We start from the raw sequence: 22,680 nt of genomic DNA, 5'->3' as shown, positions 1-22,680 counted from the left end.
GGACTTTTTAATGGATGGGGGCATAGTCCGGTTCAAGATGTTCAACGCCATCGTGAGCGCAGACACGCTCCAGGCGACTCTCGACTCTGTGAGCGTGCTGGTGGACGAGTGCAAGATCCACCTCGAAGAAGACGGGCTGGAAATCCGGGCAGTCGACCCGGCAAACGTTGGAATGGTCGACCTGCGACTCGACGCGGCGGCGTTCGAGTCCTACGAGACTGATGGTGGGCTCATCGGCGTCAACCTCTCCCGCCTCGAAGACATCGCCGGTATGGCCGACGCCGGCCAGCTCGTCCACCTCGATCTGGACGAAGAGACACGGAAGCTCCACATCTCTATCGACGGCCTGGAATACACCCTCGCCCTTATCGACCCCGACTCCATCCGTCAGGAGCCCGACCTCCCGGACCTGGACCTCTCGGCGAACATCGTCATCGAGGGGAAGGACATCGACCGGTCGGTCACCGCCGCGGACATGGTCAGCGACCACATCGCGCTGGGCGTCGACGCGACAGAGGAACTGTTCTACGTCGACGCCGAGGGCGACACCGACGACGTCCACCTCGAACTCACCCGCGACGACCTCATCGACCTCACTCCCGGGGACGCCCACTCGCTGTTCTCGCTGGATTACCTGAAGAACATGAACAAGGCCATCCCGAAGGACGCCGAGGTCGAGATGGAACTCGGCGAGGAGTTCCCGGTCAAGATGCACTTCAGCTTCGCCGAGGGGCAGGGCCGAGTCACGTACATGCTCGCACCGCGCATCCAGAGCGAATAACGACGGATGGGGTCCGCGCCGCCGATTCCGGCCACCGACTGGCTGCCGAACGATTCCGAGACCGAGTCGCTCTCGCTCCCTGACGGTCGGCGGCTGGCCTACGCCACCTACGGCGACGCCGACGGCTATCCGGTCCTTTTCTGTCACGGTACCCCCGGATCACACGTCGCCGCACGGCTGCTCGCCGCGCCGGCTCGCGAACGCGGCATCAACCTCATCGCTCCGGACCGGCCGGGCATCGGGAACTCCGAAGACGCAGCTGTTACGTTCGAGGACTGGCCGGACGACGCCGCGAACCTCCTGTCCCATCTCGATGTCGACGCGGCTGGTGCCGTCGGCTTCTCCGGCGGCGGCGCGTTCGCGCTGGCCTGTCACCGACTGCCCGAGATAGAGCGAATCGCGCTCCTGGGCAGCAGCGGCCCACCGTCAATCGGTTCGACGGGGCGCGTCCAGCAGTTCGTGGGGTCGCTGTCCCGACACGCTCCGTGGGCGCTCGGGCGACTCTTCCGGCTGCAACGATGGTTCGCCCTCCGCCGGGATCCGTCCTACGCTGTCGGGTTCGTTGCCGAGGAGACACCGGAAACAGACGCCCTGGCAGCCGACGAGGTGGCTCGGGTCGTCCGTGCGGATATGCTCACGTCGATGGCACGCGGTCCAAGCGGGATCATCCGCGAGCAGCGACTCCTCTCACAGCCATGGCCGTTTGCCCTCGAAGACATTTCAGTGCCGGTTACTGTGTTTCAGGGACGAAACGACGCCAACGTCGCCCCGTCGACGGCGAAAGCCCTCGCCCAGCGGCTTCCGGACGCCTCGCTCGACCTCGTCGACAGCGACCATCTCGGTACGTTGACAGCTGCTGGCGACGGCGCGCTGGCCGCCGTACAGCGTCGCACACGCGTCTGACGTACCGTTTTGTGGGTCGGGTGCCAACGGGCCGGTATGGAGAATCTCGGGGACGCGTACAACGACCGGCGCTGGGAGGGACGCGATCCCCGCCGCGTCGTTGCCGGTGCGACCCTGGGGTTCGTCGGCGCGCTGGCGGTGGTCGTGGCGATACTTCTGGTGACGACGCCGCTGTCGGCAGTCGTCGGCGCAACTGCACCCCACGCCGCCGAGAAACTCGGCGGGACGCTGGGTGGGCTGGGAATCCCCGCAATGTTCCTGAGTGTCGTCGCCGTGCTCCCCTCGAGCCGCCGGGAACAGAGCGGTGTCACCGTCGGCGCATTCCTCTGTCTGGTCGGCGTCGGGCTGTTTCAGGTAGCATATCCCTACAACTGGACGGTGGGCGGACAGACGCTGGCGTTCGAAACGACGATGGCGTACTTCATCGGGACGTGCGTGGCGTTCTGGTTCGTCTTCACGGCGATGGCGAGCTTCCGGCGACGGAACAACCCACACGGCACCGTGAAACTGGAAATTTCGCACAAAGGCGAGACCAAGACTGTCCAGGTGTCTCCCAAAGAATACAAACGCTACACGCAGGCGGTTCGCGGCGACGGCGGGACGACCGACGAGGTCATTCAGGAACTGGAGTCCCGAATCGAAGACTAAGCGTAGCTGAGCGTTACTCGGCGGCCGTCGTTTCGTTGCCGCGCTGGTCCGACTCCGTCATCGAGTCGCGATCCGTTTCCTCGGTTTCCGTCGTCTCGACTTCGGTCTCCTCGTCGTCATCGTCATTGTCGTCGGCATCTGTACCTTCGCCGACTTCCTCCACCTCAACGTCCTTGCCAGCGACGCCGCTCTCCGAGATGACCGGTAGGAGGTTGTAGCCGCCGTTGCCCTTCTTGACGACGTTGATGTCGAAGACGAAGTCGACCGATTCGCCGGCGACGACTTCGAACGGCTTGGTGAGCTGGAGCTTCTCGCTCGGGATCTTCACGTCGACCGACGCCCCGTCGACGACCCCGTCGACGGATTCGGCGTACAGTTCGATCTTGCTGTAGCGGCCCGCTTCGAGTTCGCCGTCGAGGACGCCGATGGCCTTGTCGCCGACGACCTCGGTGAGGTCGACGGTCGCGCCGTCGAGGTCGCGGACGACGAAGCCGTTGTTGTCGTCGCCCTCCTCGTCTTCCGTCTCATCTTCGTCGGCTTCGTCCTCCGGCTGGTCTACGTCGTCCATCTCCGCCGTCTCGGTCGGTTCGGCCGTTGCAGTCTCGTTTGTCTCTGTCGCCTCCGTCGTGGCAGTTTCGTTCGTCTCGGTTGCCCCGGCCGGCTCCGTGGCTTCGGTCTCACTCCCTGTATCCTCCCCGCCTGCATGGAAGATGCGGGCCCGTGAAAAGGACACGTCGAGCGAGTCGAAGTCGCCGATAGCCGCGGGCTGGTCGCTGATCAGCAGCCGGAACGTCCCAACGGTTCCGCCGTCGTCCGTCATCGCGTCCTCGTCGGTGGAGCCGCCGTCACTGGTTCCGTCACCGCTGGTCCCGTCAGACCCGCCGGAGTCGCTCGACCCGGAACAGCCGGCGAGGAGACCGACCCCGACGCCCGCGCCCGTGGCGATGAATCGTCGTCGTCTCATTGGCGTCGCTCCCCGTTCTGCGCCGCTATCATTACTGTCTCTGCTGTTGCGAACGAAATCATTCCATGACGTGGGATGGGACTGGTGCGTATATGCCCCGCGATAGGTCAAATCGATGTACGGCCCTTTGAACGGAATGAACGGTCTGGCCGTATCTGAACGGTTTTACCCCCGTCGCTCCACGTCCTGATAATGGCAAACTCGAACGCGAAGGGCGACCGCCGCGAGCGCGAACTGGTCAACGCACTCGACGAGGCGGGCTTTGCGGTGATGCGCGCGCCGGCCAGCGGCAGCGCGACCGAGCGGGAACTGCCGGACGTGCTCTCGGGCGACGGCGAGACGTTCTACGCTATCGAGGCGAAATCCAGCGCCGGCGACCCCATCTATCTCACCGGCGAGGAGGTCGAGGCGCTACTGTTTTTCGCCCGGAACTTCGGCGCGAAGCCGCGTATCGGCGTCCGGTTCGACCGCGAGGACTGGTACTTCTTCCACCCGGCGGACCTCCACACGACCGACGGCGGCAACTACCGCGTCAAGAAGGAGAAGGCCCTCTCCGACGGGACTGACTTCGACGAGTTCGTGGGTAACTCCGAGAAGGTCACGCTGGACGAGGTGGGCGACGACGGCCCCGACCAGAGCGTGCTGGACGTGCTGTCGGCCTTCGAGCGCGGCGACCTCGACAAGGAAGAAGCTGCGGCGATGCTGGAGTAGCGGTTCGCAGGCGTTCGATTACTGGGTCTCACTGCCGATGAGTTCGGCGTCCTCGACGCGGCGGAGCCGCGACAGGGGAAAGGCGTACTCTCGCGGGTCGGTCGCGCGGACAGCGTCCGAGAGATACGTCACCAGCACAACGAGGTCGTCGGATGGGTAGCCATCGTTGGTGTCGTAGTCGGCGACTGTCTCGCCCGTCGCCTCGATGGTCCAGTCGTCGGCTGGCGTGTCGGTGACAGCCGTCACGACGAGTCTGTCGCCCGTCTCGCGGTCCCGCACGATGTCGCCGGTCTCCAGTCGGCAGTGCCCACAGAGATGCGGCGCCTGTGCGTCCGCGGCGACGAAGGTGACGGTACCACAGGCGTCACAGGTCGCCCGTTCCTTCCCGGGCGGCGCGATCCGCTTGGCAGTGATTTCGATGGCGACGCGCCGGAGGTGTTTGCAGTGCTCGCCGCGGATGCGGTTGTCGGGACAGGTACAGGAGTGCTGTGCGACGTCGACGAGGTACGTGCTTTCGCTCTCCGTCGTCACAGCGTACGTACTGCCCGCTCGCGGGCGCACGGCCATGCGCTCGGTCCAGGCGCGGGCTGCCCGGTCCGGGAGGGAACGGAGGTCCGGTGCAAGTGCGGTACTGTGCCGGTCAGCGGAAGGCTCGATAAGCGTCATAGGTGCGGACGCGGCTGTATTTTCCAATGCGTCCAGTTGAAACGTAGGTGCTACACGGTCCTAAATGGCTCGGCCAGCGGGCTCCGGCGCTTCGATACCCTTTTTGCCGGCCCTGTGAAACCGCAGAGCATGGATATCGAGCGGGAGACGCTCCTGCAAATCGTCATCTCGGCGGTCGCCGTCGTGCTGTTCGTCGGCGCAACTATCACCGCCTCACAGATGTATCTGGACGGGTCAACCGTAGAGGCGACGGGCGGCTACGCGCTCATCGGCGCAATCGGCCTCTTCGTCGTGTTTATGACCGCTGCCGGCCTCTGGCTCGAACGCCAGCAGTTCTAGGCGTCGGCCTCTTCGTCGCCCTCGTCCTCGCGCCAGTCGACCAGTTCCTCCTCGTCGGTGTCGTCTATCTTCTGCTCGTAGTAGCCCATCGGGTGGGAAATCGTCTCACAGAGGTCGTCCATGTTGACACAGTCGCCGTAGGACTGCATGGTCGAACACGCCGGCGTCGAGTACTCCGTCGGGCTGGTCTCCCCGCGGATGTGGTCGACCTGATACCGGGTCGCCTCCTCGCCGAAGCCGGGGTTGACCTGGAACAGGTCGACGATTTCGTCCGTCGTCATCCCGATACCGATGAGGAAAGTCGCGATAGCAAACCGGGAGTGGTGTTCGAGATGTTCGCCCTTCTGCACCCGGTCGAGGAGGGACTTCATGCAGGGCGGGAACAGTTCCGGGACAACGGTGTCGATTTCGCGGGTGAGTTCCAGTTCCGAGAGCACTTCCTCTAAGCGGTCGACTTCCTCTGTTAGCTCATCGGCGATAGCGTCGGGGACGGTGAACGGCAGGCCGTCAGTGACCCGATGGCGGATGGCCTGTTTCAGGAGGACGTTCAGTTCCTCGGCGGTGACCCTGACCTCGCCGTCGGCCAGTGGCCGATTGACCAGCCGCCAGGAATCGCCCCGCTGGTCGGCCGCCAGGTCGAGATACGCGCCGACCTCGACGCGGTACCCGTCACCAGTGTCGCTGACGGCACTTGCGAGGTCGAACTCCGCGAGGAGTTCCGTGCGGTCCAGCGTCTCCCGCTGGGTCGATTTCAGCTCCGTCGTCGTCGCGAACTCCTCGGTGAACCGGTCGTAGGCCGCCTCGGCCTCAGCCTGTGCGTACTTCCGGGTGCAGATGTGCACGTCGACGAGTGACACCAGCACGCGGGCGACCGGGTACGACAGCAGTTCGACGCGGGTCCGCCGGTGTGGCTCCCCGACAGTGCCGTCCGTGATTGCCGATTCGACCCGCTCCAGCGCGCGCGCCGTGACCGTCTCGTCCGTGGCGACGATTTCGCCCAAGTCCACCGCCGCGGCTTCGACGGCCTCCCGCGACCGCGCCAGAAACGGGTAGCGTGCGTGGAGCGGTTCCATTGCCACCACCTTTCGGATGGGAGCGAATAAAATTGCCGTCACCGGGACGGTCGGTGTCGGATTCCCGACAGCCGGTTCGAGAGTCAGTGCGGCGATATCGCGAGGCTATACATATAGTCCCAGGCCGGCGGCGGGTGAATACAGCTAGTAGACAAGCGGATCCCCGCCACTCTCCAGTGATAAGATGTGGTAAGGACGCGGGTCGGCGACTGCACACGGTTCGGTCGGGGAACCGGACCAGTGCAGTCATCCCCGACGAGGGAACTGCCAGACGAGACACGGAGCACATCGATGACGCACGAGCACGATACCGATTCACAAGAGAGCATCAGAGCGACATTCGAAGAGTACGACGTCGGCGTGGACACGGTCGCCCACATCGGCGACCCCGAAAACCCGTCTGCGTGGATTCAGTCGACGGTCTTCGTCGACGTAACCGAGTAGGGCTAGTCGACGGTCTATCGGCGACACCAGCGGAGCGAGCGGTTTTGCTGTCCGTCTCCCGGGACGGTCCGCCGGGAGATGGGGACCGGTGTTCTGGAGACGTTCAGAGGGAACGCTGTACCGTCTCCGTGGCGTTCCGGACCACGGTCTCGGCTGGGACGTCTTCGGTGACGGTGGTTCCGGCACCGACGACAGCGTTTTCGCCGACCGTGACGCCCGGAAGGACCACCGCGCCAGCGCCGACAAAAGCCCCGTTCTCGATGACTATCTCGTCGAACGTGTCGTTCTGAAACTCCATGCCCGCGTCGGTGAGGTCGTGGGTTACGCCGACGATGGAGGCGTTGGGCCCGACCTGGACGGACTCGCCAAGCGTCGCGTTCTCGACGTAGGCGTTCGCGTTGATATCGGTCGGTCCATGGATGGTCGCCTTCTTGATTGATGCCCCTTCGTAAATCTGGACGCCGTCGCCGATGTCGGCGTCGTGGATTGTCACGTATTCCCGAATCTCGACGTTGCCCAGCGTCGCGTTCTCGACCTGGGCGGTCTCGTGGACAGGCATATGCGGATGTCAGCGCCGACCGTAATCATCGTGGCGGCGGCCAGTGTCGGAACTGGATATGGGAGTCGTAGCGCGGCTCGAAAAAAGTCGCCAGTGGTCGGCGCTCTGGGAGGGGTGCCGCCGCTCGACTGAAAGGCGGTCTTCGCTTCGTTCGGAGCGCCCGAAGCCCTCGCGGGTCGTCCCTCCCCGCACGGGTATTCGAGGCCTCCCGCTGGTCGGTCTCGCTATGTCTCACGGCTCCGCCGCTCGACTGAAAGACGGTCTTCACTCCGCTCAGACCGCCCTACGTCTCGCGGGTCACTGCGTTCCCCGCTGCGCGTTCCGGCGGCCTCCTTTCAGTCGGCCGCCCTACGTCCCGTGCTGCCAGGAATCCATATACTCGGCCTGGGTGTCAGTCAGCGAGTCGAAGTCGACACCCTCAGCGTCGAGCTTGATCTCCGCGACTTCCTTGTCGAGTCGGTCCGGGACGGCGTGGACACCGGCCTCGTAGTCGTCGCCGTTCTCGACCAGTTCGCGGACACAGACGGCCTGCACGCCGAAGCTCTGGTCCATCACCTCGACGGGATGGCCCAGCGCAATCGGCGTCGCGAGATTGACCAGCCGGCCCTCGGCCAGCACGTTCAGGCGGCGGCCGTCGGCCATCTCGTAGGTCCGGACGCCGTCGCGGGCCTCGTAGGTGTCGGCGGCGAGGTCCGACAGCGCGTCGAGGTCGACCTCTACGTCGAAGTGGCCGGCGTTGGCGAGCAGGACGCCGTCCTGCATCGCCTCGAAGTGCTCCTCAACGATGACATCGCGGTTGCCGGTGGTCGTGATGAACACGTCGCCCTCGGCGGCGGCCTCGGCCATCGGCTTCACGTCGTAGCCCTCCATGTGGGCTTCGAGCGCACGGCGGGGCTCGACCTCGGTCACAATCACGTCGGCGTTCTGACCGCTGGCTTTCTTTGCGACACCTTTGCCGCAGTCACCGTATCCGGAGACGACGACGGTCTTGCCGGCCCACGAGAGATTCGTCGTCATCGCAATCGAGGCCAGCGAGGATTCGCCGGTGCCGTGGACGTTGTCGAACAGGCGCTTCATCGGCGTGTCGTTGACAGCGAACACAGGATAGTCGAGTTCGCCGTCATCGTCCATCGCGCGCAGTCGGTGGACGCCGGTCGTCGTCTCCTCTGCCCCACCGATGATGGTGTCGATGAGTTCCGGATAGTCCTCGTGGATGGCCGCGACGAGGTCCATTCCGTCGTCGACGGTGATGGTCGGCTTGTGGCCGATGACAGCCTCGATAGCCTCGTAGTACTCCTCGTCGTCGACGCCGCGCTCGGCGTAGGAAGTGATGCCGTCGACGGCGTCGAGTGCGGCACTCACGTCGTCGTGCGTCGAGAGCGGGTTACAGCCGGTGATGGCGACTTCCGCGCCACCGATTGCGAGGATTTCCGCGAGGACGGCGGTCTTGGCTTCGACGTGCATCGCCATGCCGATTCGCTCGCCGTCGAAGGGCTGGTCGGCCTCGAACTGCTCGCGAAGCGCGCCGCAGATGGGCATATGCTGGATGGCCCAGTCCATCTTTCGGCGGCCGGAATCGCGAGCCTCGTCGAGGTCGTCAAGTCGCTCGGAGATAGGCGTCGTCATGTCACGACAGACGGAGAGAGTTCCTAAAACGCTACCGAAGCCGCTCAGTTACCGCGCTCGTCCGGCGGGCCGGCGTCGTCCGGTGGGCCACCATTGCCGCCGTTGTTGCCGTTGTTGCCGTTGCCGCCGTCATCGTCGTCCTCGTCAGCGTCGTCTGACTCCTCAGTCTCGTCGTCCGGTGCTTCGGTTTCGTTCTCGTCGTCTTCGGTTTCGTTCTCCGCGTCGTCATCACGATCCTCGGGCGGCCCAGCGTCTTCCGGGGGGCCGCGCCGGTCGTCCTCGGTTTCGTTCTCGTCGTCATCGCTGTCCGGGCCGCGGTCCTCGGGCGGTCCGGCGTCCTCGGGCGGGCCGCGTCGGTCGTCGGTCTCGTTTTCGGTCCCGTTCTCGTCGTCACCGAAGATGTCGGCCGGCGGACCCTGTCGTTCGCTGGGGTGGGTCTCGTTGTCGTCGGACTCGTTTGCACCGGTGACGTGTGCGGGCGGGCCGGCGTGGTCCGGCGCGTTGCCGGGGTTGTTCGCCGTCACGAAGCTGGCGACGGCCGGGCCGATGCCGCCGGTCCGGTTCTCGTCGCTCAACAGGTCGCTCACGTAGGCCGACACTTCGAGTCCGAAGGTGTCGAATTCGGTGACGTTGGTGGCGTTCGTCGGCGCGACGGACAGGTCCGCCGTCGTCGTCGCGGTGTGATTGTCGGCCGTCGCCGTCACGTCGACCGTCACGTTCTGCTCGGGGGCGGGCAGTCCAACCGTCCCGTTGCTGTCGGTCGTGTAGTTTCCGGTCCCAGCGTAGGAGGTGTTGTCAGCCGTCTCCACGGCAACTGAGGCGTTTTCGACGGCCGTCTCGTTCTGTGTGGCCGATACCGTCGCGCTGCCGTCGTCAGCCTGTGAGACACCGACAGCGAGGGTGTTCCCTGCGTCGGTGTTACCGGCTGAGTCCGCAGCGGCCGCCAGACCCGGACCGACGGCCAGCAGGGCCAGTCCGACAGCGGCGTACAGTGCGAAGAGTTTGGTGCGCATCGTAGCCAATACGTTCGCCGAGAGCGCGATAAACACCCCCTCCCGTTCAACTCGTTCACGCCGTTCGCAGCATCGACAACACCGCCTGAAATATAGTTATACCGTTTAAAACCCGTTCTCAGCGTTTATTCCGCTCACTCAGTCACCGGCTCGTTCGACCAGCGCGGACGCGTGGTCGCTCGCTCGTTCGCGGACGGCCTGCTCGTCGAACACCTCGACCGTGCGGTCGCGCATGAGCACTTCGCCGTCACAGACCGTGTGGCGAACGTCGCTCCCGTGGACGGCGTAGGCCAGGTGCGAGACGAGGTCGTGGGCCGGCGTCAGGTGGGGAGCGTCGAGGTCGATGACGGCCAGGTCCGCGTTCGCGCCGGCTTCGAGACGGCCGCTGTCGAAGCCGAGCAGGTTTGCGCCGTTTTCCGTCGCCATTTCGACGACAGTGCCAGCGTCGACCGCGCTGGCGTCGTCGGCCGCGAGTTTACCTATCATCGCCGCGTCGCGCATCTCGTCGAACATATCGAGGTCGTTGTTTGAGGCCGCGCCGTCGGTTCCGATGCCGACGGTGACGCCGGCGTCCAGCAGGTCCTGTACCGGAGCCATCCCGCTGGCGAGTTTCATATTCGAGGCTGGACAGTGAGCGACGCCGGTACCAGTTTCGGCCAGCAGGTCGATCTCGCTGTCGTCGACGTGGACGCCGTGGGCCACGTAGGTGTCGCCGTCCAGCAGGCCGATGTCGTCAGCGTAAGAGAGCGGGCGCTGGTCGTGCTCGTCGACGATGGGTGTCACCTCGTCGCGCGTCTCGTTGGCATGCAGGTGAATCGAGCGGTCATCGTCGAGGGCCTTCGGGACGTACTCGCGCAGGTATTCCTCACCGACGGTCGTCAGGGAGTGGGGCTGGAACGTCGTCCGGATACGGCCGTCGGCCGCGCCGTCGAGTTTCCGAGCCACGTCGAGACTCTCCTGCAGATCAGACCGTGCGGCCTCGTCGTCCTTACCGACGGTGACTGCAGTAAAGCCCAGCACTGCTCGTATCCCGGCCTGGTCGACGGCGTCCGCGATTTCCTCGACCTCGAAGTACATGTCCGATAGTGCTGTCGTCCCCGACCGGATCATCTCGACCAGCCCGAGTTCCGCCCCGGCGCGGATGTCCTCGGCGGTCAGTTCCGCCTCGACGGGCCAGACGTCCTCCTGCAGCCAGGCGTCGAGGGGCTTGTCGTCCGCGAGGCCGCGCAGCAGCGTCATGGCGACGTGGGTGTGGGCGTTGACCAGCCCGGGAATGACCAGGCCGTCGCTGGCGTCGAGTTCGTCGTCGCCGTCCAGTGTGCCCGGTTCGTCGACCGCCACGATCTCGCCGCTGTCCTGTGAAACCAGTACGTCCGCACGCTCGACGGTCAGGTCCGGCCGGAGGACCTGCCCGCCGGTAACGAGGAGTTCACTCATGGCGGTGGCTTCGCAACCGCGGGTCTTAGTTCGCAGGGTCCACAGCGCCGCTGTGTGGCGTGTTGCCATATCCCTGGAACAGGCTGACCGCCGAGACGGTGCCTGTTCCGTAGGGGTCTTTCCCCTCCGGCGCGTTCGGAAGGCCAAGAACATGGCGACGGCAGAGCGCATCCGACAGCGGGTCAGCGCGATGCGGCACGGAAGCCCGGCCCGAATGCTGCTTGCCGTCGCTGCCGGCTGGTTCCTCGTCCTCGGGATGCGTTTCGTCGTGCCTGCGGTTCTGCCGACGATACGCGAGGAGTTCGTCATCTCGAACACACAGGCGGGGCTCGCGGTCACGGTGCTCTGGCTCACGTACGCGGCGGTACAGTTTCCGGCCGGAGTTCTGATCGACCGGATCGGGGAGCGGACGCTGTTGGTGGCCGCGGCGTTGCTGTCCGGCGTCGGGCTGCTGGGCTACTTTTTCGCGCCGGTGTTCTCGCTGTTCCTCATCGCGACGGGCGCGTTCGGGCTCGGGACGGGACTGTACGGCCCCACCCGCGGGACCGCCCTCTCGCGGACGTTCGACGCCCGCGAGGGGACCGCCTTCGGTGTCGTGATGGCCGCCGGCTCTCTCGGAGCGGCCGCACTGCCCGCCGTCGCCGCGTTCGTCACGACCCGGTACGGCTGGCGGCTGGCGCTTGCCAGCGCCGCCCCGCTGTTCATGCTTGTCGCCGGCGCGCTCTGGCTCTCGGTGTCGGACCGTCCGACCAGCGAGTCCGAACGGAGCCTCCGTCGGGACCTCCGAACGGTCCTCGTCGGCTTTCGGGACCGCCGGCTCGTGCTGTCGGTTTCGGGCAAGACACTGATGTTGTTCGCCTTTCAGGCCGTGACAGCATTCCTCACCACGTATCTGGTCACGGTCCGGGGCCTCTCACAGGGAACCGCTGGGGCGCTCCTCTCAGTGCTGTTCGTCGGTGGCGCACTCTCACAGACAGTCACCGGTCGGCTCGCCGACCGATACGGAACGCCCAGTGTCCTGACCGCTGTCGCGCTCGTCAGTACCGTTCCGCTCGTACTCATTCCGTCCGTCCGCGGCGTCGTGCCGCTGGCCGTCGTCTCCGGCCTCATCGGGGTTCGGATGAGCGTCGGCCCACTGGCAAACGCCTACATCGTCGACACGCTGCCTGACGCCGCCGAAGGCACCGGCTGGGGCCTGCTCCGGACCGGCTTTTTCGGGATTAGTTCGCTGGGCTCGACCGCTGTCGGCCTGCTCGCCGACCAGAACCTGTTTGCCCTCGCGTTCTACGGTCTCGCCGGTCTGACGCTCCTGGCCGCGGCTACCTTCATCGTCCTCCCACGCCGGGACCGCCTGTAACGGCTCCGCCCGCAGCTGGTCAGTCTGAGGGGAAAGACAGTTGCCCCGCGGCCTGCCAGTAGGCGTATGCGAATCGCCGTCCCCAACAAGGGCCGCCTGCACGAACCAAGCGAGGAACTGCTCGAACGGGCCGGCCTCCACCTGGTCGACGGGGCCGACCGCCAACTGCACGCCGACACCGTCGACCCGGACGTGACCGTCCTGTACGCCCGTGCCGCCGACATCCCCGAGTACGTCGCGGACGGCGCTGCCGACGTGGGTATCACCGGCCTCGACCAGGTCCGGGAGTCCGACACCGACGACCTCGTCGAACTCCGCGACCTCGATTTCGGCCGCTGTCGCCTCGTTCTGGCCGCGCCGGAGGACAGCGACATCGAGACCGTGTACGACTTCGAAGGGGGGCGCATCGCCACGGAGTTCCCCAAAATCACCCGGCGGTACTTCGACCGGGTCGATGTGGACGTGGACGTGACCGAGGTGTCCGGCGCGACGGAACTGACACCCCACGTCGACATCGCCGACGGCATCGTCGACATCACCTCGACCGGGACCACGCTCCGGATGAACCGGCTGGCCGTCGTCGACGAAGTCCTCGAAAGCTCTGTCCGCCTGTTCGCCCGCGAAGACACCGCTGACGACGAGAAGGTCCAGCAGGTCGACACCGCGCTCGGCTCCGTCCTCGCCGCCGAAGACAAACGCTATCTGATGATGAACGCCCCCGAGGACGCCCTCGACGACGTGGAAGACGTGCTTCCGGGCATGGGCGGCCCCACGGTGATGGACATCGCCGGCTCCGACCAGCTCGCCGTTCACGCCGTCGTCGAGGAGCGCGCCGTCTTCGAGACGATTAGCTCGCTCAAAGACGTGGGCGCAAGTGACATACTGGTGACAGAGATAGAGCGGCTGGTCGAATAGCCGTTTTGCTCGTGCTGTTTCTCACGCGCTCACGGAGCGTACTCGACTTTGATACACTCATCGGCGTCGACCGTGACGAGAGACTCGCTGAACCGAAACGAGATAGAATCGGTTTCGGGCGTCTCACGTTTGCTGTCCTGTCTGAACAAGTCATTCAGTGATTCGGGATTGACAACGCCGTACAGTGAGGGGAGCGCTCGTGGATGGCAATCCTCAGCGATACTCACAGCCAGGACGACCGCTTCGCTTACCGATTCAGCGGAACGAACCTCGCGTTTAATCATACTAATCCTATAATTCAAAATATCTAATTAGTTCTGGTTTTCACGTTCTGCATGTTGTTTATTATCCGGGTGAAACATCGGACAGCCCGCCAACAAGGACTCAACGGGGGTTACACGAAGCTGAAGATGTTGTTCAGCGCGAACCCGAGGACGGCTGCGAAGGCCAGGTGCAGCGCCACGAGCGGGGCTGTCGAGCGGGTCGAGAGCCGGTACGTGGTACTAATCGCGATACCGTCGGCCAGCATTGTGAGCACGAGGACGACCAGCACGCCCAGATCTGCTGAGACGATTCCGGACTCGACCCCCCAGCGCTGGAGGATCAGCGAGACGACCGCCGGTGCGGTGGCGGCTTTGGCCGCGAGCTGGCTGGGCACGTCGCCAATGAAAAACGTCGCGGCCAGGTGGAGCGTGACGGCGTAGAAGAGCCAGGTGACGAGAACGGTAACGAGGACGGCGAGGATACCGCCACCGGTCAGGCTAGAGAACCCGGACTGGAGCATACTCGAGGTTCGGCGGCCGCTCGCTTGTGCGTTTTGTTCCCGGGCGCGACCGGCACGCTCATAGCCGCTCGGCCACACCGCTCGGGCGTGTACGTCCTCGAACTCGGCGGGCAGGACGACGCGTTCGCGCGGCGGGAGGCAGCAAGCGCCGCGAGCGCCGTCGACACCCTCGCGCCCGGACTAGCGACGGCACGGGGCATCAGCGACCGCGTTCGCCACCTCGCGTTCACCCACCGGGCCTGTGACCTGATCGGAACCGCGGACCCCGACATCGAAAGCGCCGCCGCGCTGCTGTCGGCTGCGACCATCGACCGCAAGGGGAGCGTCGCCGTGCGAGCGGTTGACGTGCGAGCGAGCACTGGCATCGACACACAACAGGCTGAGCGGACGCTGGGCGGGGTGCTGACCGATCGCGGCTTTGCCGTTGACCTCGACGACCCCGACCACGTCCTCTACGCCTATCTCTCGGACCCGGCTGGCGACGAGGAGGGCGGGACCGGCGAGGCCTGCTGTGCGGTGGGCTGGCTCGCCACCGAGAGCGTCCGTGATTTCGGGGGCGTCAGCCGACGGACCGGCCGTTCTTCCAGCCCGGCAGCATGGACCCGCTCGAAGCCCGCGCGCTGGTCAACATCGCCGGAGCAGGTCCGGAGGCAACGATACTGGACCCGATGTGTGGCACCGGCGGCCTCCTGCTGGAGGCGGGCCTTGTCGGGGCCGACGTGGTCGGCGGCGACGCACAGGAAAAGATGGTCTCGGGGACGCGCGAGAACCTGAGCTACGCGCTCGACGGCAACGGCCATCCCAACAGGGACGCCTATCCCGACCCGGGCGACTGGGGGGTGTTCCGCTCCGACGCGTCCAAACTACCGGTTGCCGACGACGCCGTCGACGCCGTCGTCTTCGACGCCCCCTACGGCCGCCAGTCCCGTATCGAGGGCGAACTCGCCCCCCTCGTTTCCGGTGCACTCGGCGAAGCCGACCGCGTCGCAGGACGGTGCGTGCTGGTCGCCGACCGCGACTGGCGCGAGGCAGGGACCGGCGCAGGCTGGACTGTCACCGACTACTTCCAGCGGCGAGTCCACCGTTCACTTGTCAGACACGTCCACGTTCTTGAGTGAACATACGTCCACCTTCTCTGGACATACGTTGTGATTTATTGCGGTATGAGCAAGGTTTATGCCATGACAAATGCTAATTAGTACCAAGTATGCCGACGTGGTCAGACCCCGCCCCGTGCGACGACGACGAACAGTTATTCGAATGCCCGGACTGCGGAAAGCGCCTCTGTAGCGAGCGCTCGGCGGTCTCCTGTGGTCGCTGTGGAACAGATATGCAGAACCTCAGCGTTCCACGGCCGGAATAAAACCGGTCGCGTCCCGTTTTCTCGCCGGTTACTCCGATACGAGCGCAATCGCCCGCTCGGCGTCACCGTCCATCCGCTCCAGCAGCGACCGGACCCGGTCCCGGGCTTCGGCGTCACAGTCTGCCAGCACCATCCCTTCGTCCGGCTGGCCGTACACGACGCTGGCACCGGCAGGTGCGGCGAGCACTGCGGGGAGCGTGGCGAGGTCCTCCTCGCCGTCGACATCGAGAAGTGTCGTCTCGCCGCTGTCGATACCGTCCCTGAGCGCAGCAAGCAGTTCGGCGGTGAGCGTCGCGGCCGGGTTTGACACGTCTCGCTTCCGGTCAAACCCGTCGATAGCCGCCGACACGTCCGCGTCGACGGCCGAGCGCTTGGTCCGTTCGTCGACCAGCGCGAGGTCGGGCACCCGTCCGGCCTCGATGAGGTGGTACGTGACCATATCGCCAACGGCGATGATGGGGTCACCGGCGTCGGCCAGCAGCGCCGCTGTATCGGTATAAATCCGTCCGAGCGGCTCTTTCAGCTCGTGCCGCAAGTCACTCGGGAGTTCGAGAACGACGTCGGACACGTTAGCGGACTTTCAGCGCGTACTTGCCCGGCTCGGTCACTTCCATCTCCTCAGCGATGTCGGACCGCTCCGGGTGCGCGATGACGACGTAGCCGGCCCAGTCCTCGGTCAGTGCGGTGCCGCCACAGGCCTCGCACTGGCTTTCGATTTCCGCGCCCTGGACGCGGTGACAGTCGCGACAGACGAGTCGGTCCGCCATCAGCTATCACCGGCTTCCGCCGTGCCTTCGCGGCGCTCGCGCTCTTCCTGAAGCCAGCCGTGCTTGCCCAGGCCGACCTGTTTCGCTGTTAGGCCGATCTTGGAGTCCCGCGGGTTGCGCTCGTCGATGCTCTTGGTGACGATGCGCGCCCGGACAGCGTCGCCGACGGTGAGCGTCCGGTTGGACTCCCGTGAGGCGAGTTGCTGGTTCTCCTCGTCGTAGGCCAGATACTCGTCGGATATCTGGGAGACGTGCAGCAGGCCATCGACCGGCCCGATGCCGATGAAGGCCCCGAAGTTGACGACCTCGACGACCTCGCCGTCGACCACTTCCTGCATCTGCGGGTCGAACGTGAGCGCGTCGAACTCGGCCTCGTAGTAGACGCCGGGCTTGTTCGGCAACACAGCGCCGGTGCCGATGTCGTGGACCTCGATGACGGAGACGACGCTGCCGACGTCCTCGTCCATTCGACCTTCGAGCTTCTCTTGCAGGAGCCGTTTGACCAGCCCCGGACTGACCTCCGCCAGAAAGCGTGGCGGGACTTCGACCGTATCGCGTAGGCGTACCCGTTTATACATGTGTTATGGTTGAGTGATACCCAGTTTGTTCCGGCCCCTTAAACTAATTACTGGAACGCCCGCGTCCAGCAGGCGTCGTTTGAGGGGGGTGTCGTTCGTGACCGCGTGTGTCGCATCGTCTGCCTGTGCCAGTTCGAGGACGGCGTCGTCCGCGTAGTCCGCCGTCGTCTCCCGAACCGTACACCGGTCGAGCAGGTCCTGCCCGACCGAGGCGGCCGTCGCTTCCGCACCGGCCCCGTCGGCCAGTTTCGCCAGTTCGTCGCGGACGGCAGCGGGCGCGACGTAGTCCGTCGCGTCCGGCAGCACCCTATCGAGTTCCTCGAACAGCCGTACGTTGCATTCGACCGGCATCATCAGTGCGTTCGTGTCCAGCACAATCATCACCGCAGCGTGCCGACACCGATGAGCCGCCACCGAGCGCCGACACGGCGGTTGATGGCGATCTTCGAGCCCGAGGCCGCACAGACCGGGCGCTTGAGCGCGACTTCACATTCCTCGTCGCGCGCGCTTGTGACCGAACCGACTGTGGTGGCGGTACCGATAGTCAGCATCAGCGGTTCGCCGGTCGAAATCTCGTCGACTTCGCCGCCGTCGTCGCCGACGATGCGTTCCAGCAGGTCGACGTCCATCGTGAACGTCTCGTGGACCGGCGGGAGGCTCCCGGGCGGCCCGGCGACCTGGCCGGCGAGCGCGTCGCCTTTGGTGATTGCGGGGTCGAGCCCGGTCCCGACGCCGAGCAGGCCGCCCGGCGTGACCGTGTCCACGAAGTCGCCGCCGGACTGTAGCGATCGGACCGTCGTCGTCACGGGCTGCCACTCCGTCTGGCCGCCTTCCTCGACCTCGCGGCCGGGGCGGAGTTCGATTTCATCGTCGGATTCGAGTTGGCCGCCTACGAGCGAGCCGCCGAGCACGCCGCCCATCAGGTCGTCCCAGGTCGTACCGGGACGGTTGATGTCGAACGAGCGTGCGACCATCATGCGGGCGTCCTCGTCCGGGTCCCGTTCCGGCGTCGGAATCTCAGACTGGACAGCCTCGATAAGCAGGTCGATGTTGGCCTCCTGGCCCGCGCTGATGGGGACAACCGGTGCGCCTTCGGCGACGGTGCCCTCGACGAACTCCTGAATCTGCTCGTAGTTCTGCATCGCCCGCTCCTCGTCGACAAGGTCGACCTTGTTCTGGGCGATGACGATATTGTCGATGCCGATGATATCGAGCGCGCTCAGGTGCTCCTCGGTCTGGGCCTGCGGGACGGGCTCGGTCGCCGAGATGACGAGAACGGCCCCGTCCATGATGGCCGCGCCGGACAGCATGGTGGCCATCAGCGTCTCGTGCCCGGGCGCGTCCACGAACGACACCGTCCGGAGGTGGTCGGTGTCGACGTCGTGGTCGTCGCAGTGCTCGTCGACGGTAAAGGCCTCCGGCTCCTCGGCCTCCGGGCAGCGACGGAACGTCGCGTCGGCGTAGCCGAGTCGGATAGAGATACCGCGCTTCATCTCCTCGGAGTGCTGGTCGGTCCATTCGCCGGACAGCGCCTGTACGAGCGTCGTCTTTCCGTGGTCGACGTGCCCGACGAGTCCGATGTTCACCTCCGGTTGTTTGTTCGATGTCATTTCGAGAGTAATCTTGGTGGAGTTTCGCCGCGTGCAACTGATAAACCTACTGTTTGCGCCCGGAGCACCCCCGCCGAACCCGGTTCAATCGCCGGTTTGGTCTCTGCTGACGGCGGCAACGTCACCATATTGCTCGGTATCGCCCTCGATATAGCGACGCGACCCCTGTCGGTTGGTGCGAGCGACAAGCTGTACGAGTCGGATGTCACGCCGGCAGTCGCCGTTGCGATAGCTCCGGTTTGGTGAGTGAGAGTCCGCCGCTGAGGTGAGTGCGGCTACAGCCCGCTCTCGTCAGCAGTGTTACGTAACTGTGTTTCTGTGAACGCTTTTGTTCCCACGGGGACAAGTTCACGCACGATGCGAGTCGATGAGTCCCCCGAAACTGATGCCGACATCGACCCGGCGACGGCGTTCTCGGTCATCGCGAGCGAGACGCGTCTGGACATCCTAGAGGCGCTGTGGCGCGCTGAGGACCGGCCGGTTCGCTTCTCGGAACTGTTCGATGCCGTAGAACTGGCCGACAGCGGGCAGTTCAACTATCACCTGCAGGAGCTCACCGGCCAGTTCGTCAGCCAGGGAGCGGACGGATACGACCTCCGGCACGCCGGGGCGCAGGTCATCCGCGCGGTGCGGGCAGGAACGTTCACGCGGACACCCGACATCGACCCGTTCCCGGTGACCGGGGCCTGTACGCGGTGTGGCGGCGGTCTGCTGGCCGAGTACGCCGACGAGCAGTTCGCCATCGACTGCGAGGACTGCGGGAAGGCCCACGGCGAGTACCCGTTCCCGCCGGGCGGTCTGGTCGACCGGACGCCGGCGGAAGTCGCGACGGCCTTCGCCGAGCGGGTGCGCCACCTCCACTGTCTGGCCGCTGACGGCGTCTGCCCCGACTGCGCCGGGCGGATGGAGACGGAGATATCTCGCGATGGCGACTGCTGTCTCGACGTGTCGGTCCGCGCCGAGTTCGTCTGTGAACAGTGTCGACACGAACTCTGTTCGCCCGTCGGGCTGACACTACTGGACGACTCCCGCGTCGCGGCGTTCTACGACGACCACGGCGTCGACCTGTCGAGTCGCCCCTACTGGACGCTCCCCTGGTGTGTCGACGACCAGTACACGACCGTCGAAGGCACCGACCCGTGGCGGCTCGCGGTCCGGATTCCGCTGGCCGAGGCGGAACTGACCGCCTATCTGGACAGGGACCTCCAGCCAGTCGAGTTCGAGCGGCAGGCCTGCGGGCACTGAGCCGATTCGCCGGATATACGGTCGGGGCTGTGCCCAGCGAGCTATTTTCCCGCTGACTGAAATCGTCTGCAGGAGAGCGCCGGTACGCGCCTCCTGCAGAAATATCATTCAGATTATGCTTATCGCGTTTCTGGACCATCGTTTCACTGTAATGTACCAGCCTGCACCGTACACCGACCCCGAACTGTATAGACCGACGTATCCGCCGCTGACCGTTCGTTCCCTCCTCGGAGTGCTGACTGTGTATCTCGGCCTTCTGGCGATACTCTCACTGAGTCCACTTCTCGGACTGGCGGCGCTGGCCTGTCTCTTCGTCGCTAGGCGGTAACCGGGCGCGGGGCTTTTGCCCGTCCCAGCCCTCCGTCCGGTCGTGCGGGAGTTCGACTTCGAACTGGCGCTGTGTGCCCACCTCGAACGCGAGGGCCGTCTAGTGAGCCGCCAACTCGGTGGCGCGGTCCACGGCCGGCGCGTCCTCGACACTGTCGTCGTCAAGCCGGGGCCCGAGTTCGATGAGCGGGCGGCCATCACTCCCGAACGGTTGCCGACAGCGGCCATCGAAAGCAACGTCGGGCCGGGCCGGGCGCGGTACTGGAAAGACGCCTTCGACTGCCACCCCGACCGCGCCGAACGGGCCGTCGAACTGGCGGCCGAGCGTGGATTCTTCGAGCGCGAGCGCCGCGGCGGCCGGACGTACGTCCGACAAACGACGCGGTACCCCGACTGGTTCGACGGAATCGTCGCCATCGAAAACAAGCCGGACCTCGGGCGGCCCGGCGACCTGGAATCCCAGTTGCGGACCGACGTGTCGCTCGCGCTCGCCGACCGCGTCGTACTGGCGACGGCCTCTTACGTCACCGGCGCGCACCTCAACCGGATTCCCGAGGAAGTCGGCGTCTGGCGGTTCGACCCCGACAGCGGAACCATAGACGTCCGTCGGGAGGCGACACCACTGCCGACCGACGATGCCGGCGTCGAACTGCTGGAGGAGGGGCCGGTCCGGACGGACGTGCGGATCGTCGATTCCGCTGAAAAGGCCCGTGCCCGTCGAAAACTGGCCGAGCGAGCCTACGGCAAGGGGTGGCGGAGTTTCGACTACCCGACGTGTGAGCGCTGTTCGCCCGACAGCGACGGGATTCCGTACTGTCAGTGGAAAGGGCGCGCTGTCCGCGAAAGCGACGACTGCGGCCCGGACTGTGGTGGGTACGAGGCAGCCGACCCGCCGGCCGTCGACGGCGACTCACTCCGGGCCGAGCGGACGCCGTGGCGGGCAGACCCCGACGGGCGCAGGCGTCGCCAGTCGGGACTGGATCGGTTCGGATAGCCACGAGAAGTTGTCACCGCTACCGGGTGTCGTCGCTTGACGGCGCGTTATCGGGCGGGACGCCGCCGTCGCCGGCTGTCGGACGGCCGTGCTGTTCGTAGTTGTCTTCTGTCACTTCGGGGGCCTCAGTTGCGACCTGCGCCGCGTGTTTCGTTCTGGCCTGATAGTTTGCCGCGGCCGCGATACCAATACAGGCCACCAGTCCCACCACCAGCACCCAGTCGATACCACCCACGAGGCCCTGCTGGGCGGCGGTTGCGAGGACACCGCCGGCCAGCGACAGCCCACCGACCTCCGCGATGCCGCGCCTGTCCATATAGCGGCATTATCCGCCAGTACCTATAAGCTACGCCCTGTTTCACGGAGCCGAACGGCCATTAGAGCGTGAACCGCTCGCCGTCGAGACCGATGTCATCGGCGAAGGCCCTGTCCGCGGGGACGTAATGTGCGGTGTGGACGATGCGGTAGTCGTCGGCCTCGATGTCGGCGGCGAAGTCCCGCGCGCCGGGCAGGGTCATGTGTTTCGTGCCGAACGTCCGCGGGACGCCATCCTCGTCGTGGTGCGTGCCGCCCTTGGGGTGGTACTCGCAGGCTTCCGGATGGACGATGCCCTCGACGAGCGCGAGGTCGGCCCCGGTCAGCACTGATTTCGAGCGGTCGGGCACGTCGTAGCAGGTGTCGCCGGAGATCGACAGCACCGCGCCGGTCTGTGGTTCCTCGATTCGCAGGCCGTAGCACAGCAGCGGCGGGTGCGTGACCGGGACGAGCGTCACCTCGAAGCCGGCGACGATGAACGGCTCGAACGGCGTCTGTGCGTGGACAGACACCGTATCGAGGTAGTCATAGCGGCTCCGGACGCCCTCTGCGACACTCTCGCCCGTGACCGGGTCTGTCTCGTCGGCGGCGTGGACCGGCAGCTCGTCGAACAGGCGATAGGCGTTCCCGAGACCGTCGAGATGGTCGAAGTGGACGTGGGTGACGATAGCCGCGTCCGGCAGCGGGACCGACTCGCGGAGGAACTGGTGGCGGAAATCGGGGCTCAGATCGATCAGCAGCGACTCGCCGGTTTCGTCGTTCGCCACGGCGACGGAGAAGCGCGACCGCTCGATGCCGTCCGTGGGGTCGATGCCGCGCTCGCGAGCGCGAGTCCGGAGTTCCTCGTCGGGGTCGCGCGCCCGTTCGCACGTCTCGCAGTCGCACTGGACGGTGGGCGTCCCCGTCGTGTCGCCGGTCCCAAGCAGCGTGACCTCCATTACCGTCCCTTCGGAGGGCGACCCGCCTAAGCCCCTCGCTTTCGTTACTGGGTGTCAGCCAGGTCCGCCGGGTCGACCCCCTGTCGCTCCAGCGTCGCCGCCAGCAGGGACTGTGCGCGCTCGTCGGAGAGATCGTCGAACAGGCAGTCGAGGAACCCTTCGAGCAGTGCCGGTCGGATGCGCAGGTCGACGTACTCGACCTGCTTTTCGGCGATAACTACGTCTACATCCCACTCGCCTTCATCGGGGTCAGTCATGCGAACGTCGACCCACGATTCCGCGGGGTCGTCTGTCTCGGTGAACACGTCGTCGTCAGCCATGGC

29 protein-coding genes and 1 pseudogene are annotated in these 22,680 nt (G+C 65.6%); 13 read left to right on the top strand and 17 right to left on the bottom strand.

The annotated features are described in order from the left end of the window. Positions 1 to 37 precede the first annotated feature (37 nt). The 3 genes from SG26_RS08555 to SG26_RS08545 are packed head-to-tail and all read left to right on the top strand — an operon-like array spanning position 38 to position 2,332. Positions 38 to 781, top strand: coding sequence for a DNA polymerase sliding clamp (locus tag SG26_RS08555; protein ID WP_004516027.1), 744 nt, complete (start codon positions 38 to 40; stop codon positions 779 to 781). Between the two features lie 6 nt (positions 782 to 787). Continuing rightward, complete coding sequence (locus SG26_RS08550; protein WP_050037352.1) at positions 788 to 1,684, top strand: alpha/beta fold hydrolase; 897 nt, start codon at positions 788 to 790, stop codon at positions 1,682 to 1,684. 36 nt (positions 1,685 to 1,720) lie between these two features. Further along, entirely contained in the window at positions 1,721 to 2,332 is a 612-nt protein-coding gene (locus SG26_RS08545) for a hypothetical protein (RefSeq protein ID WP_014039146.1), read from the top strand. A 13-nt stretch (positions 2,333 to 2,345) separates the two neighbouring features. On the opposite strand, the gene SG26_RS08540 is transcribed toward SG26_RS08545, so the two are convergent. Further along, positions 2,346 to 3,296, bottom strand: coding sequence for a DUF4382 domain-containing protein (locus tag SG26_RS08540; protein ID WP_175055149.1), 951 nt, complete (start codon positions 3,294 to 3,296; stop codon positions 2,346 to 2,348). 192 nt (positions 3,297 to 3,488) lie between these two features. Between SG26_RS08540 and hjc the strand changes: the two genes are divergently transcribed. Further along, positions 3,489 to 4,007, top strand: coding sequence for a Holliday junction resolvase Hjc (hjc, locus tag SG26_RS08535; RefSeq protein WP_014039144.1), 519 nt, complete (start codon positions 3,489 to 3,491; stop codon positions 4,005 to 4,007). An 18-nt stretch (positions 4,008 to 4,025) separates the two neighbouring features. On the opposite strand, the gene SG26_RS08530 is transcribed toward hjc, so the two are convergent. After that, positions 4,026 to 4,673, bottom strand: a complete 648-nt coding sequence (locus SG26_RS08530; protein ID WP_050037351.1) for an SWIM zinc finger family protein — start codon at positions 4,671 to 4,673, stop codon at positions 4,026 to 4,028. A gap of 129 nt (positions 4,674 to 4,802) precedes the next feature. On the opposite strand from SG26_RS08530, the gene SG26_RS08525 reads away from it, so the two are divergent. Next, positions 4,803 to 5,012 (top strand): hypothetical protein, encoded by a 210-nt coding sequence (locus tag SG26_RS08525; RefSeq protein WP_014039142.1) that lies wholly within the window; start codon positions 4,803 to 4,805, stop codon positions 5,010 to 5,012. On the opposite strand, the gene priL is transcribed toward SG26_RS08525, so the two are convergent. Further along, positions 5,009 to 6,085, bottom strand: coding sequence for a DNA primase regulatory subunit PriL (gene priL, locus SG26_RS08520; protein ID WP_050037350.1), 1,077 nt, complete (start codon positions 6,083 to 6,085; stop codon positions 5,009 to 5,011). The two genes, SG26_RS08525 and priL, sit on opposite strands and share 4 nt — an antisense overlap. Before the next feature lie 291 nt (positions 6,086 to 6,376). On the opposite strand from priL, the gene SG26_RS21565 reads away from it, so the two are divergent. Then, a complete protein-coding gene (locus tag SG26_RS21565; RefSeq protein ID WP_008307040.1) occupies positions 6,377 to 6,529 on the top strand; it encodes a hypothetical protein in 153 nt (50 codons plus the stop codon). Positions 6,530 to 6,632: 103 nt separating this feature from the next. On the opposite strand, the gene SG26_RS08515 is transcribed toward SG26_RS21565, so the two are convergent. The 4 genes from SG26_RS08515 to SG26_RS08500 form a co-directional block, all read right to left on the bottom strand. Then, positions 6,633 to 7,088 carry a DapH/DapD/GlmU-related protein gene (locus tag SG26_RS08515; protein ID WP_050037349.1) on the bottom strand — a complete coding sequence of 152 codons (456 nt, stop codon included), beginning with the start codon at positions 7,086 to 7,088 and terminating at the stop codon, positions 6,633 to 6,635. 348 nt (positions 7,089 to 7,436) lie between these two features. After that, a complete protein-coding gene (locus tag SG26_RS08510) occupies positions 7,437 to 8,714 on the bottom strand; it encodes an adenosylhomocysteinase (protein WP_050037348.1) in 1,278 nt (425 codons plus the stop codon). Between the two features lie 44 nt (positions 8,715 to 8,758). Beyond that, positions 8,759 to 9,727 carry a hypothetical protein gene (locus SG26_RS08505; protein WP_050037347.1) on the bottom strand — a complete coding sequence of 323 codons (969 nt, stop codon included), beginning with the start codon at positions 9,725 to 9,727 and terminating at the stop codon, positions 8,759 to 8,761. Between the two features lie 138 nt (positions 9,728 to 9,865). Then, a complete protein-coding gene (locus SG26_RS08500; protein WP_050037346.1) occupies positions 9,866 to 11,164 on the bottom strand; it encodes an amidohydrolase in 1,299 nt (432 codons plus the stop codon). 214 nt (positions 11,165 to 11,378) lie between these two features. On the opposite strand from SG26_RS08500, the gene SG26_RS08495 reads away from it, so the two are divergent. Next, complete coding sequence (locus SG26_RS08495; RefSeq protein WP_050038260.1) at positions 11,379 to 12,521, top strand: MFS transporter; 1,143 nt, start codon at positions 11,379 to 11,381, stop codon at positions 12,519 to 12,521. 66 nt (positions 12,522 to 12,587) lie between these two features. Beyond that, positions 12,588 to 13,436 (top strand): ATP phosphoribosyltransferase, encoded by an 849-nt coding sequence (gene hisG, locus SG26_RS08490; RefSeq protein WP_014039135.1) that lies wholly within the window; start codon positions 12,588 to 12,590, stop codon positions 13,434 to 13,436. Positions 13,437 to 13,465: 29 nt separating this feature from the next. Here the strand turns inward: hisG and SG26_RS08485 are convergent, their stop codons facing one another. Then, positions 13,466 to 13,720 carry a HalOD1 output domain-containing protein gene (locus SG26_RS08485; RefSeq protein WP_014039134.1) on the bottom strand — a complete coding sequence of 85 codons (255 nt, stop codon included), beginning with the start codon at positions 13,718 to 13,720 and terminating at the stop codon, positions 13,466 to 13,468. Between the two features lie 110 nt (positions 13,721 to 13,830). Further along, positions 13,831 to 14,220 carry a hypothetical protein gene (locus tag SG26_RS08480; protein WP_050037345.1) on the bottom strand — a complete coding sequence of 130 codons (390 nt, stop codon included), beginning with the start codon at positions 14,218 to 14,220 and terminating at the stop codon, positions 13,831 to 13,833. 87 nt (positions 14,221 to 14,307) lie between these two features. Here SG26_RS08480 and SG26_RS08475 point away from each other — a divergent pair. Together SG26_RS08475 and SG26_RS21125 are read left to right on the top strand one after the other, a co-directional pair. Further along, positions 14,308 to 15,338: pseudogene (locus SG26_RS08475) on the top strand (TIGR01177 family methyltransferase). A gap of 89 nt (positions 15,339 to 15,427) precedes the next feature. After that, on the top strand, positions 15,428 to 15,583 hold the full coding sequence (locus tag SG26_RS21125) for a rubrerythrin-like domain-containing protein (protein ID WP_129755853.1): 156 nt from the start codon (positions 15,428 to 15,430) through the stop codon (positions 15,581 to 15,583). 28 nt (positions 15,584 to 15,611) lie between these two features. On the opposite strand, the gene SG26_RS08470 is transcribed toward SG26_RS21125, so the two are convergent. The 5 genes from SG26_RS08470 to SG26_RS08450 are packed head-to-tail and all read right to left on the bottom strand — an operon-like array spanning position 15,612 to position 18,538. Continuing rightward, positions 15,612 to 16,151 carry a GTP-dependent dephospho-CoA kinase family protein gene (locus tag SG26_RS08470; RefSeq protein ID WP_014039131.1) on the bottom strand — a complete coding sequence of 180 codons (540 nt, stop codon included), beginning with the start codon at positions 16,149 to 16,151 and terminating at the stop codon, positions 15,612 to 15,614. Between the two features lies 1 nt (position 16,152). Beyond that, positions 16,153 to 16,350, bottom strand: coding sequence for a transcription elongation factor subunit Spt4 (gene spt4, locus SG26_RS08465; RefSeq protein ID WP_004516008.1), 198 nt, complete (start codon positions 16,348 to 16,350; stop codon positions 16,153 to 16,155). Then, the gene (locus SG26_RS08460; protein WP_004516007.1) at positions 16,350 to 16,928 is read right to left on the bottom strand and encodes a DNA-directed RNA polymerase; all 579 of its coding nucleotides are present in this window, start codon (positions 16,926 to 16,928) and stop codon (positions 16,350 to 16,352) included. The genes spt4 and SG26_RS08460 overlap by 1 nt, the downstream gene beginning before the upstream one ends. Positions 16,929 to 16,931: 3 nt before the next feature. Then, entirely contained in the window at positions 16,932 to 17,309 is a 378-nt protein-coding gene (locus tag SG26_RS08455; RefSeq protein ID WP_014039130.1) for a DUF188 domain-containing protein, read from the bottom strand. After that, on the bottom strand, positions 17,309 to 18,538 hold the full coding sequence (locus tag SG26_RS08450) for a translation initiation factor IF-2 subunit gamma (RefSeq protein WP_050037344.1): 1,230 nt from the start codon (positions 18,536 to 18,538) through the stop codon (positions 17,309 to 17,311). The genes SG26_RS08455 and SG26_RS08450 overlap by 1 nt, the downstream gene beginning before the upstream one ends. A 357-nt stretch (positions 18,539 to 18,895) precedes the next feature. On the opposite strand from SG26_RS08450, the gene SG26_RS08445 reads away from it, so the two are divergent. The 3 genes from SG26_RS08445 (at position 18,896) to SG26_RS08440 (ending at position 21,104) form a co-directional block, all read left to right on the top strand. Beyond that, on the top strand, positions 18,896 to 19,783 hold the full coding sequence (locus SG26_RS08445) for a helix-turn-helix domain-containing protein (protein ID WP_050037343.1): 888 nt from the start codon (positions 18,896 to 18,898) through the stop codon (positions 19,781 to 19,783). A gap of 151 nt (positions 19,784 to 19,934) precedes the next feature. Continuing rightward, positions 19,935 to 20,111 carry a hypothetical protein gene (locus tag SG26_RS21560; protein WP_175055148.1) on the top strand — a complete coding sequence of 59 codons (177 nt, stop codon included), beginning with the start codon at positions 19,935 to 19,937 and terminating at the stop codon, positions 20,109 to 20,111. 42 nt (positions 20,112 to 20,153) lie between these two features. Further along, positions 20,154 to 21,104: a DUF5787 family protein gene (locus SG26_RS08440; RefSeq protein WP_050037342.1), complete on the top strand. Its 951-nt coding sequence runs from the start codon at positions 20,154 to 20,156 to the stop codon at positions 21,102 to 21,104. Between the two features lie 19 nt (positions 21,105 to 21,123). Here SG26_RS08440 and SG26_RS08435 read toward each other — a convergent pair whose 3' ends face one another. The 3 genes from SG26_RS08435 to SG26_RS08425 form a co-directional block, all read right to left on the bottom strand. Beyond that, entirely contained in the window at positions 21,124 to 21,420 is a 297-nt protein-coding gene (locus tag SG26_RS08435; RefSeq protein ID WP_014039125.1) for a hypothetical protein, read from the bottom strand. Between the two features lie 61 nt (positions 21,421 to 21,481). Next, complete coding sequence (locus SG26_RS08430) at positions 21,482 to 22,357, bottom strand: MBL fold metallo-hydrolase (protein WP_050037341.1); 876 nt, start codon at positions 22,355 to 22,357, stop codon at positions 21,482 to 21,484. A gap of 44 nt (positions 22,358 to 22,401) precedes the next feature. Then, a complete protein-coding gene (locus tag SG26_RS08425) occupies positions 22,402 to 22,677 on the bottom strand; it encodes a hypothetical protein (protein WP_050037340.1) in 276 nt (91 codons plus the stop codon). Between the last annotated feature and the right edge of the window lie 3 nt (positions 22,678 to 22,680).

The organism is Haloarcula sp. CBA1115, from assembly GCF_000827835.1.
GTDB classification, from domain to species: Archaea; Halobacteriota; Halobacteria; order Halobacteriales; family Haloarculaceae; genus Haloarcula; species Haloarcula hispanica.
Note: the sequence above shows the minus strand (reverse complement) of the source record. Positions and strands in the feature narration are given on the sequence as shown.

Coding starts and splice junctions, on each gene's coding strand:
- SG26_RS08485 (WP_014039134.1), bottom strand. CDS start 13,720: ATGATTAAACGCGAGGTTCGTTCCGCTGAATCGGTAAGCGAAGCGGTC.
- SG26_RS08515 (WP_050037349.1), bottom strand. CDS start 7,088: ATGCCTGTCCACGAGACCGCCCAGGTCGAGAACGCGACGCTGGGCAAC.
- SG26_RS08500 (WP_050037346.1), bottom strand. CDS start 11,164: ATGAGTGAACTCCTCGTTACCGGCGGGCAGGTCCTCCGGCCGGACCTG.
- SG26_RS08550 (WP_050037352.1), top strand. CDS start 788: ATGGGGTCCGCGCCGCCGATTCCGGCCACCGACTGGCTGCCGAACGAT.
- SG26_RS08430 (WP_050037341.1), bottom strand. CDS start 22,357: ATGGAGGTCACGCTGCTTGGGACCGGCGACACGACGGGGACGCCCACC.
- SG26_RS08455 (WP_014039130.1), bottom strand. CDS start 17,309: ATGATTGTGCTGGACACGAACGCACTGATGATGCCGGTCGAATGCAAC.
- SG26_RS08525 (WP_014039142.1), top strand. CDS start 4,803: ATGGATATCGAGCGGGAGACGCTCCTGCAAATCGTCATCTCGGCGGTC.
- SG26_RS08505 (WP_050037347.1), bottom strand. CDS start 9,727: ATGCGCACCAAACTCTTCGCACTGTACGCCGCTGTCGGACTGGCCCTG.
- SG26_RS08425 (WP_050037340.1), bottom strand. CDS start 22,677: ATGGCTGACGACGACGTGTTCACCGAGACAGACGACCCCGCGGAATCG.
- SG26_RS08445 (WP_050037343.1), top strand. CDS start 18,896: ATGCGAGTCGATGAGTCCCCCGAAACTGATGCCGACATCGACCCGGCG.
- hjc (WP_014039144.1), top strand. CDS start 3,489: ATGGCAAACTCGAACGCGAAGGGCGACCGCCGCGAGCGCGAACTGGTC.
- SG26_RS08480 (WP_050037345.1), bottom strand. CDS start 14,220: ATGCTCCAGTCCGGGTTCTCTAGCCTGACCGGTGGCGGTATCCTCGCC.
- SG26_RS08460 (WP_004516007.1), bottom strand. CDS start 16,928: ATGTATAAACGGGTACGCCTACGCGATACGGTCGAAGTCCCGCCACGC.
- SG26_RS08495 (WP_050038260.1), top strand. CDS start 11,379: ATGCTGCTTGCCGTCGCTGCCGGCTGGTTCCTCGTCCTCGGGATGCGT.
- SG26_RS21560 (WP_175055148.1), top strand. CDS start 19,935: ATGTACCAGCCTGCACCGTACACCGACCCCGAACTGTATAGACCGACG.
- spt4 (WP_004516008.1), bottom strand. CDS start 16,350: ATGGCGGACCGACTCGTCTGTCGCGACTGTCACCGCGTCCAGGGCGCG.
- SG26_RS08435 (WP_014039125.1), bottom strand. CDS start 21,420: ATGGACAGGCGCGGCATCGCGGAGGTCGGTGGGCTGTCGCTGGCCGGC.
- SG26_RS21565 (WP_008307040.1), top strand. CDS start 6,377: ATGACGCACGAGCACGATACCGATTCACAAGAGAGCATCAGAGCGACA.
- SG26_RS08530 (WP_050037351.1), bottom strand. CDS start 4,673: ATGACGCTTATCGAGCCTTCCGCTGACCGGCACAGTACCGCACTTGCA.
- SG26_RS08555 (WP_004516027.1), top strand. CDS start 38: ATGTTCAACGCCATCGTGAGCGCAGACACGCTCCAGGCGACTCTCGAC.
- SG26_RS08540 (WP_175055149.1), bottom strand. CDS start 3,296: ATGAGACGACGACGATTCATCGCCACGGGCGCGGGCGTCGGGGTCGGT.
- SG26_RS08510 (WP_050037348.1), bottom strand. CDS start 8,714: ATGACGACGCCTATCTCCGAGCGACTTGACGACCTCGACGAGGCTCGC.
- SG26_RS08545 (WP_014039146.1), top strand. CDS start 1,721: ATGGAGAATCTCGGGGACGCGTACAACGACCGGCGCTGGGAGGGACGC.
- SG26_RS21125 (WP_129755853.1), top strand. CDS start 15,428: ATGCCGACGTGGTCAGACCCCGCCCCGTGCGACGACGACGAACAGTTA.
- priL (WP_050037350.1), bottom strand. CDS start 6,085: ATGGAACCGCTCCACGCACGCTACCCGTTTCTGGCGCGGTCGCGGGAG.
- hisG (WP_014039135.1), top strand. CDS start 12,588: ATGCGAATCGCCGTCCCCAACAAGGGCCGCCTGCACGAACCAAGCGAG.
- SG26_RS08450 (WP_050037344.1), bottom strand. CDS start 18,538: ATGACATCGAACAAACAACCGGAGGTGAACATCGGACTCGTCGGGCAC.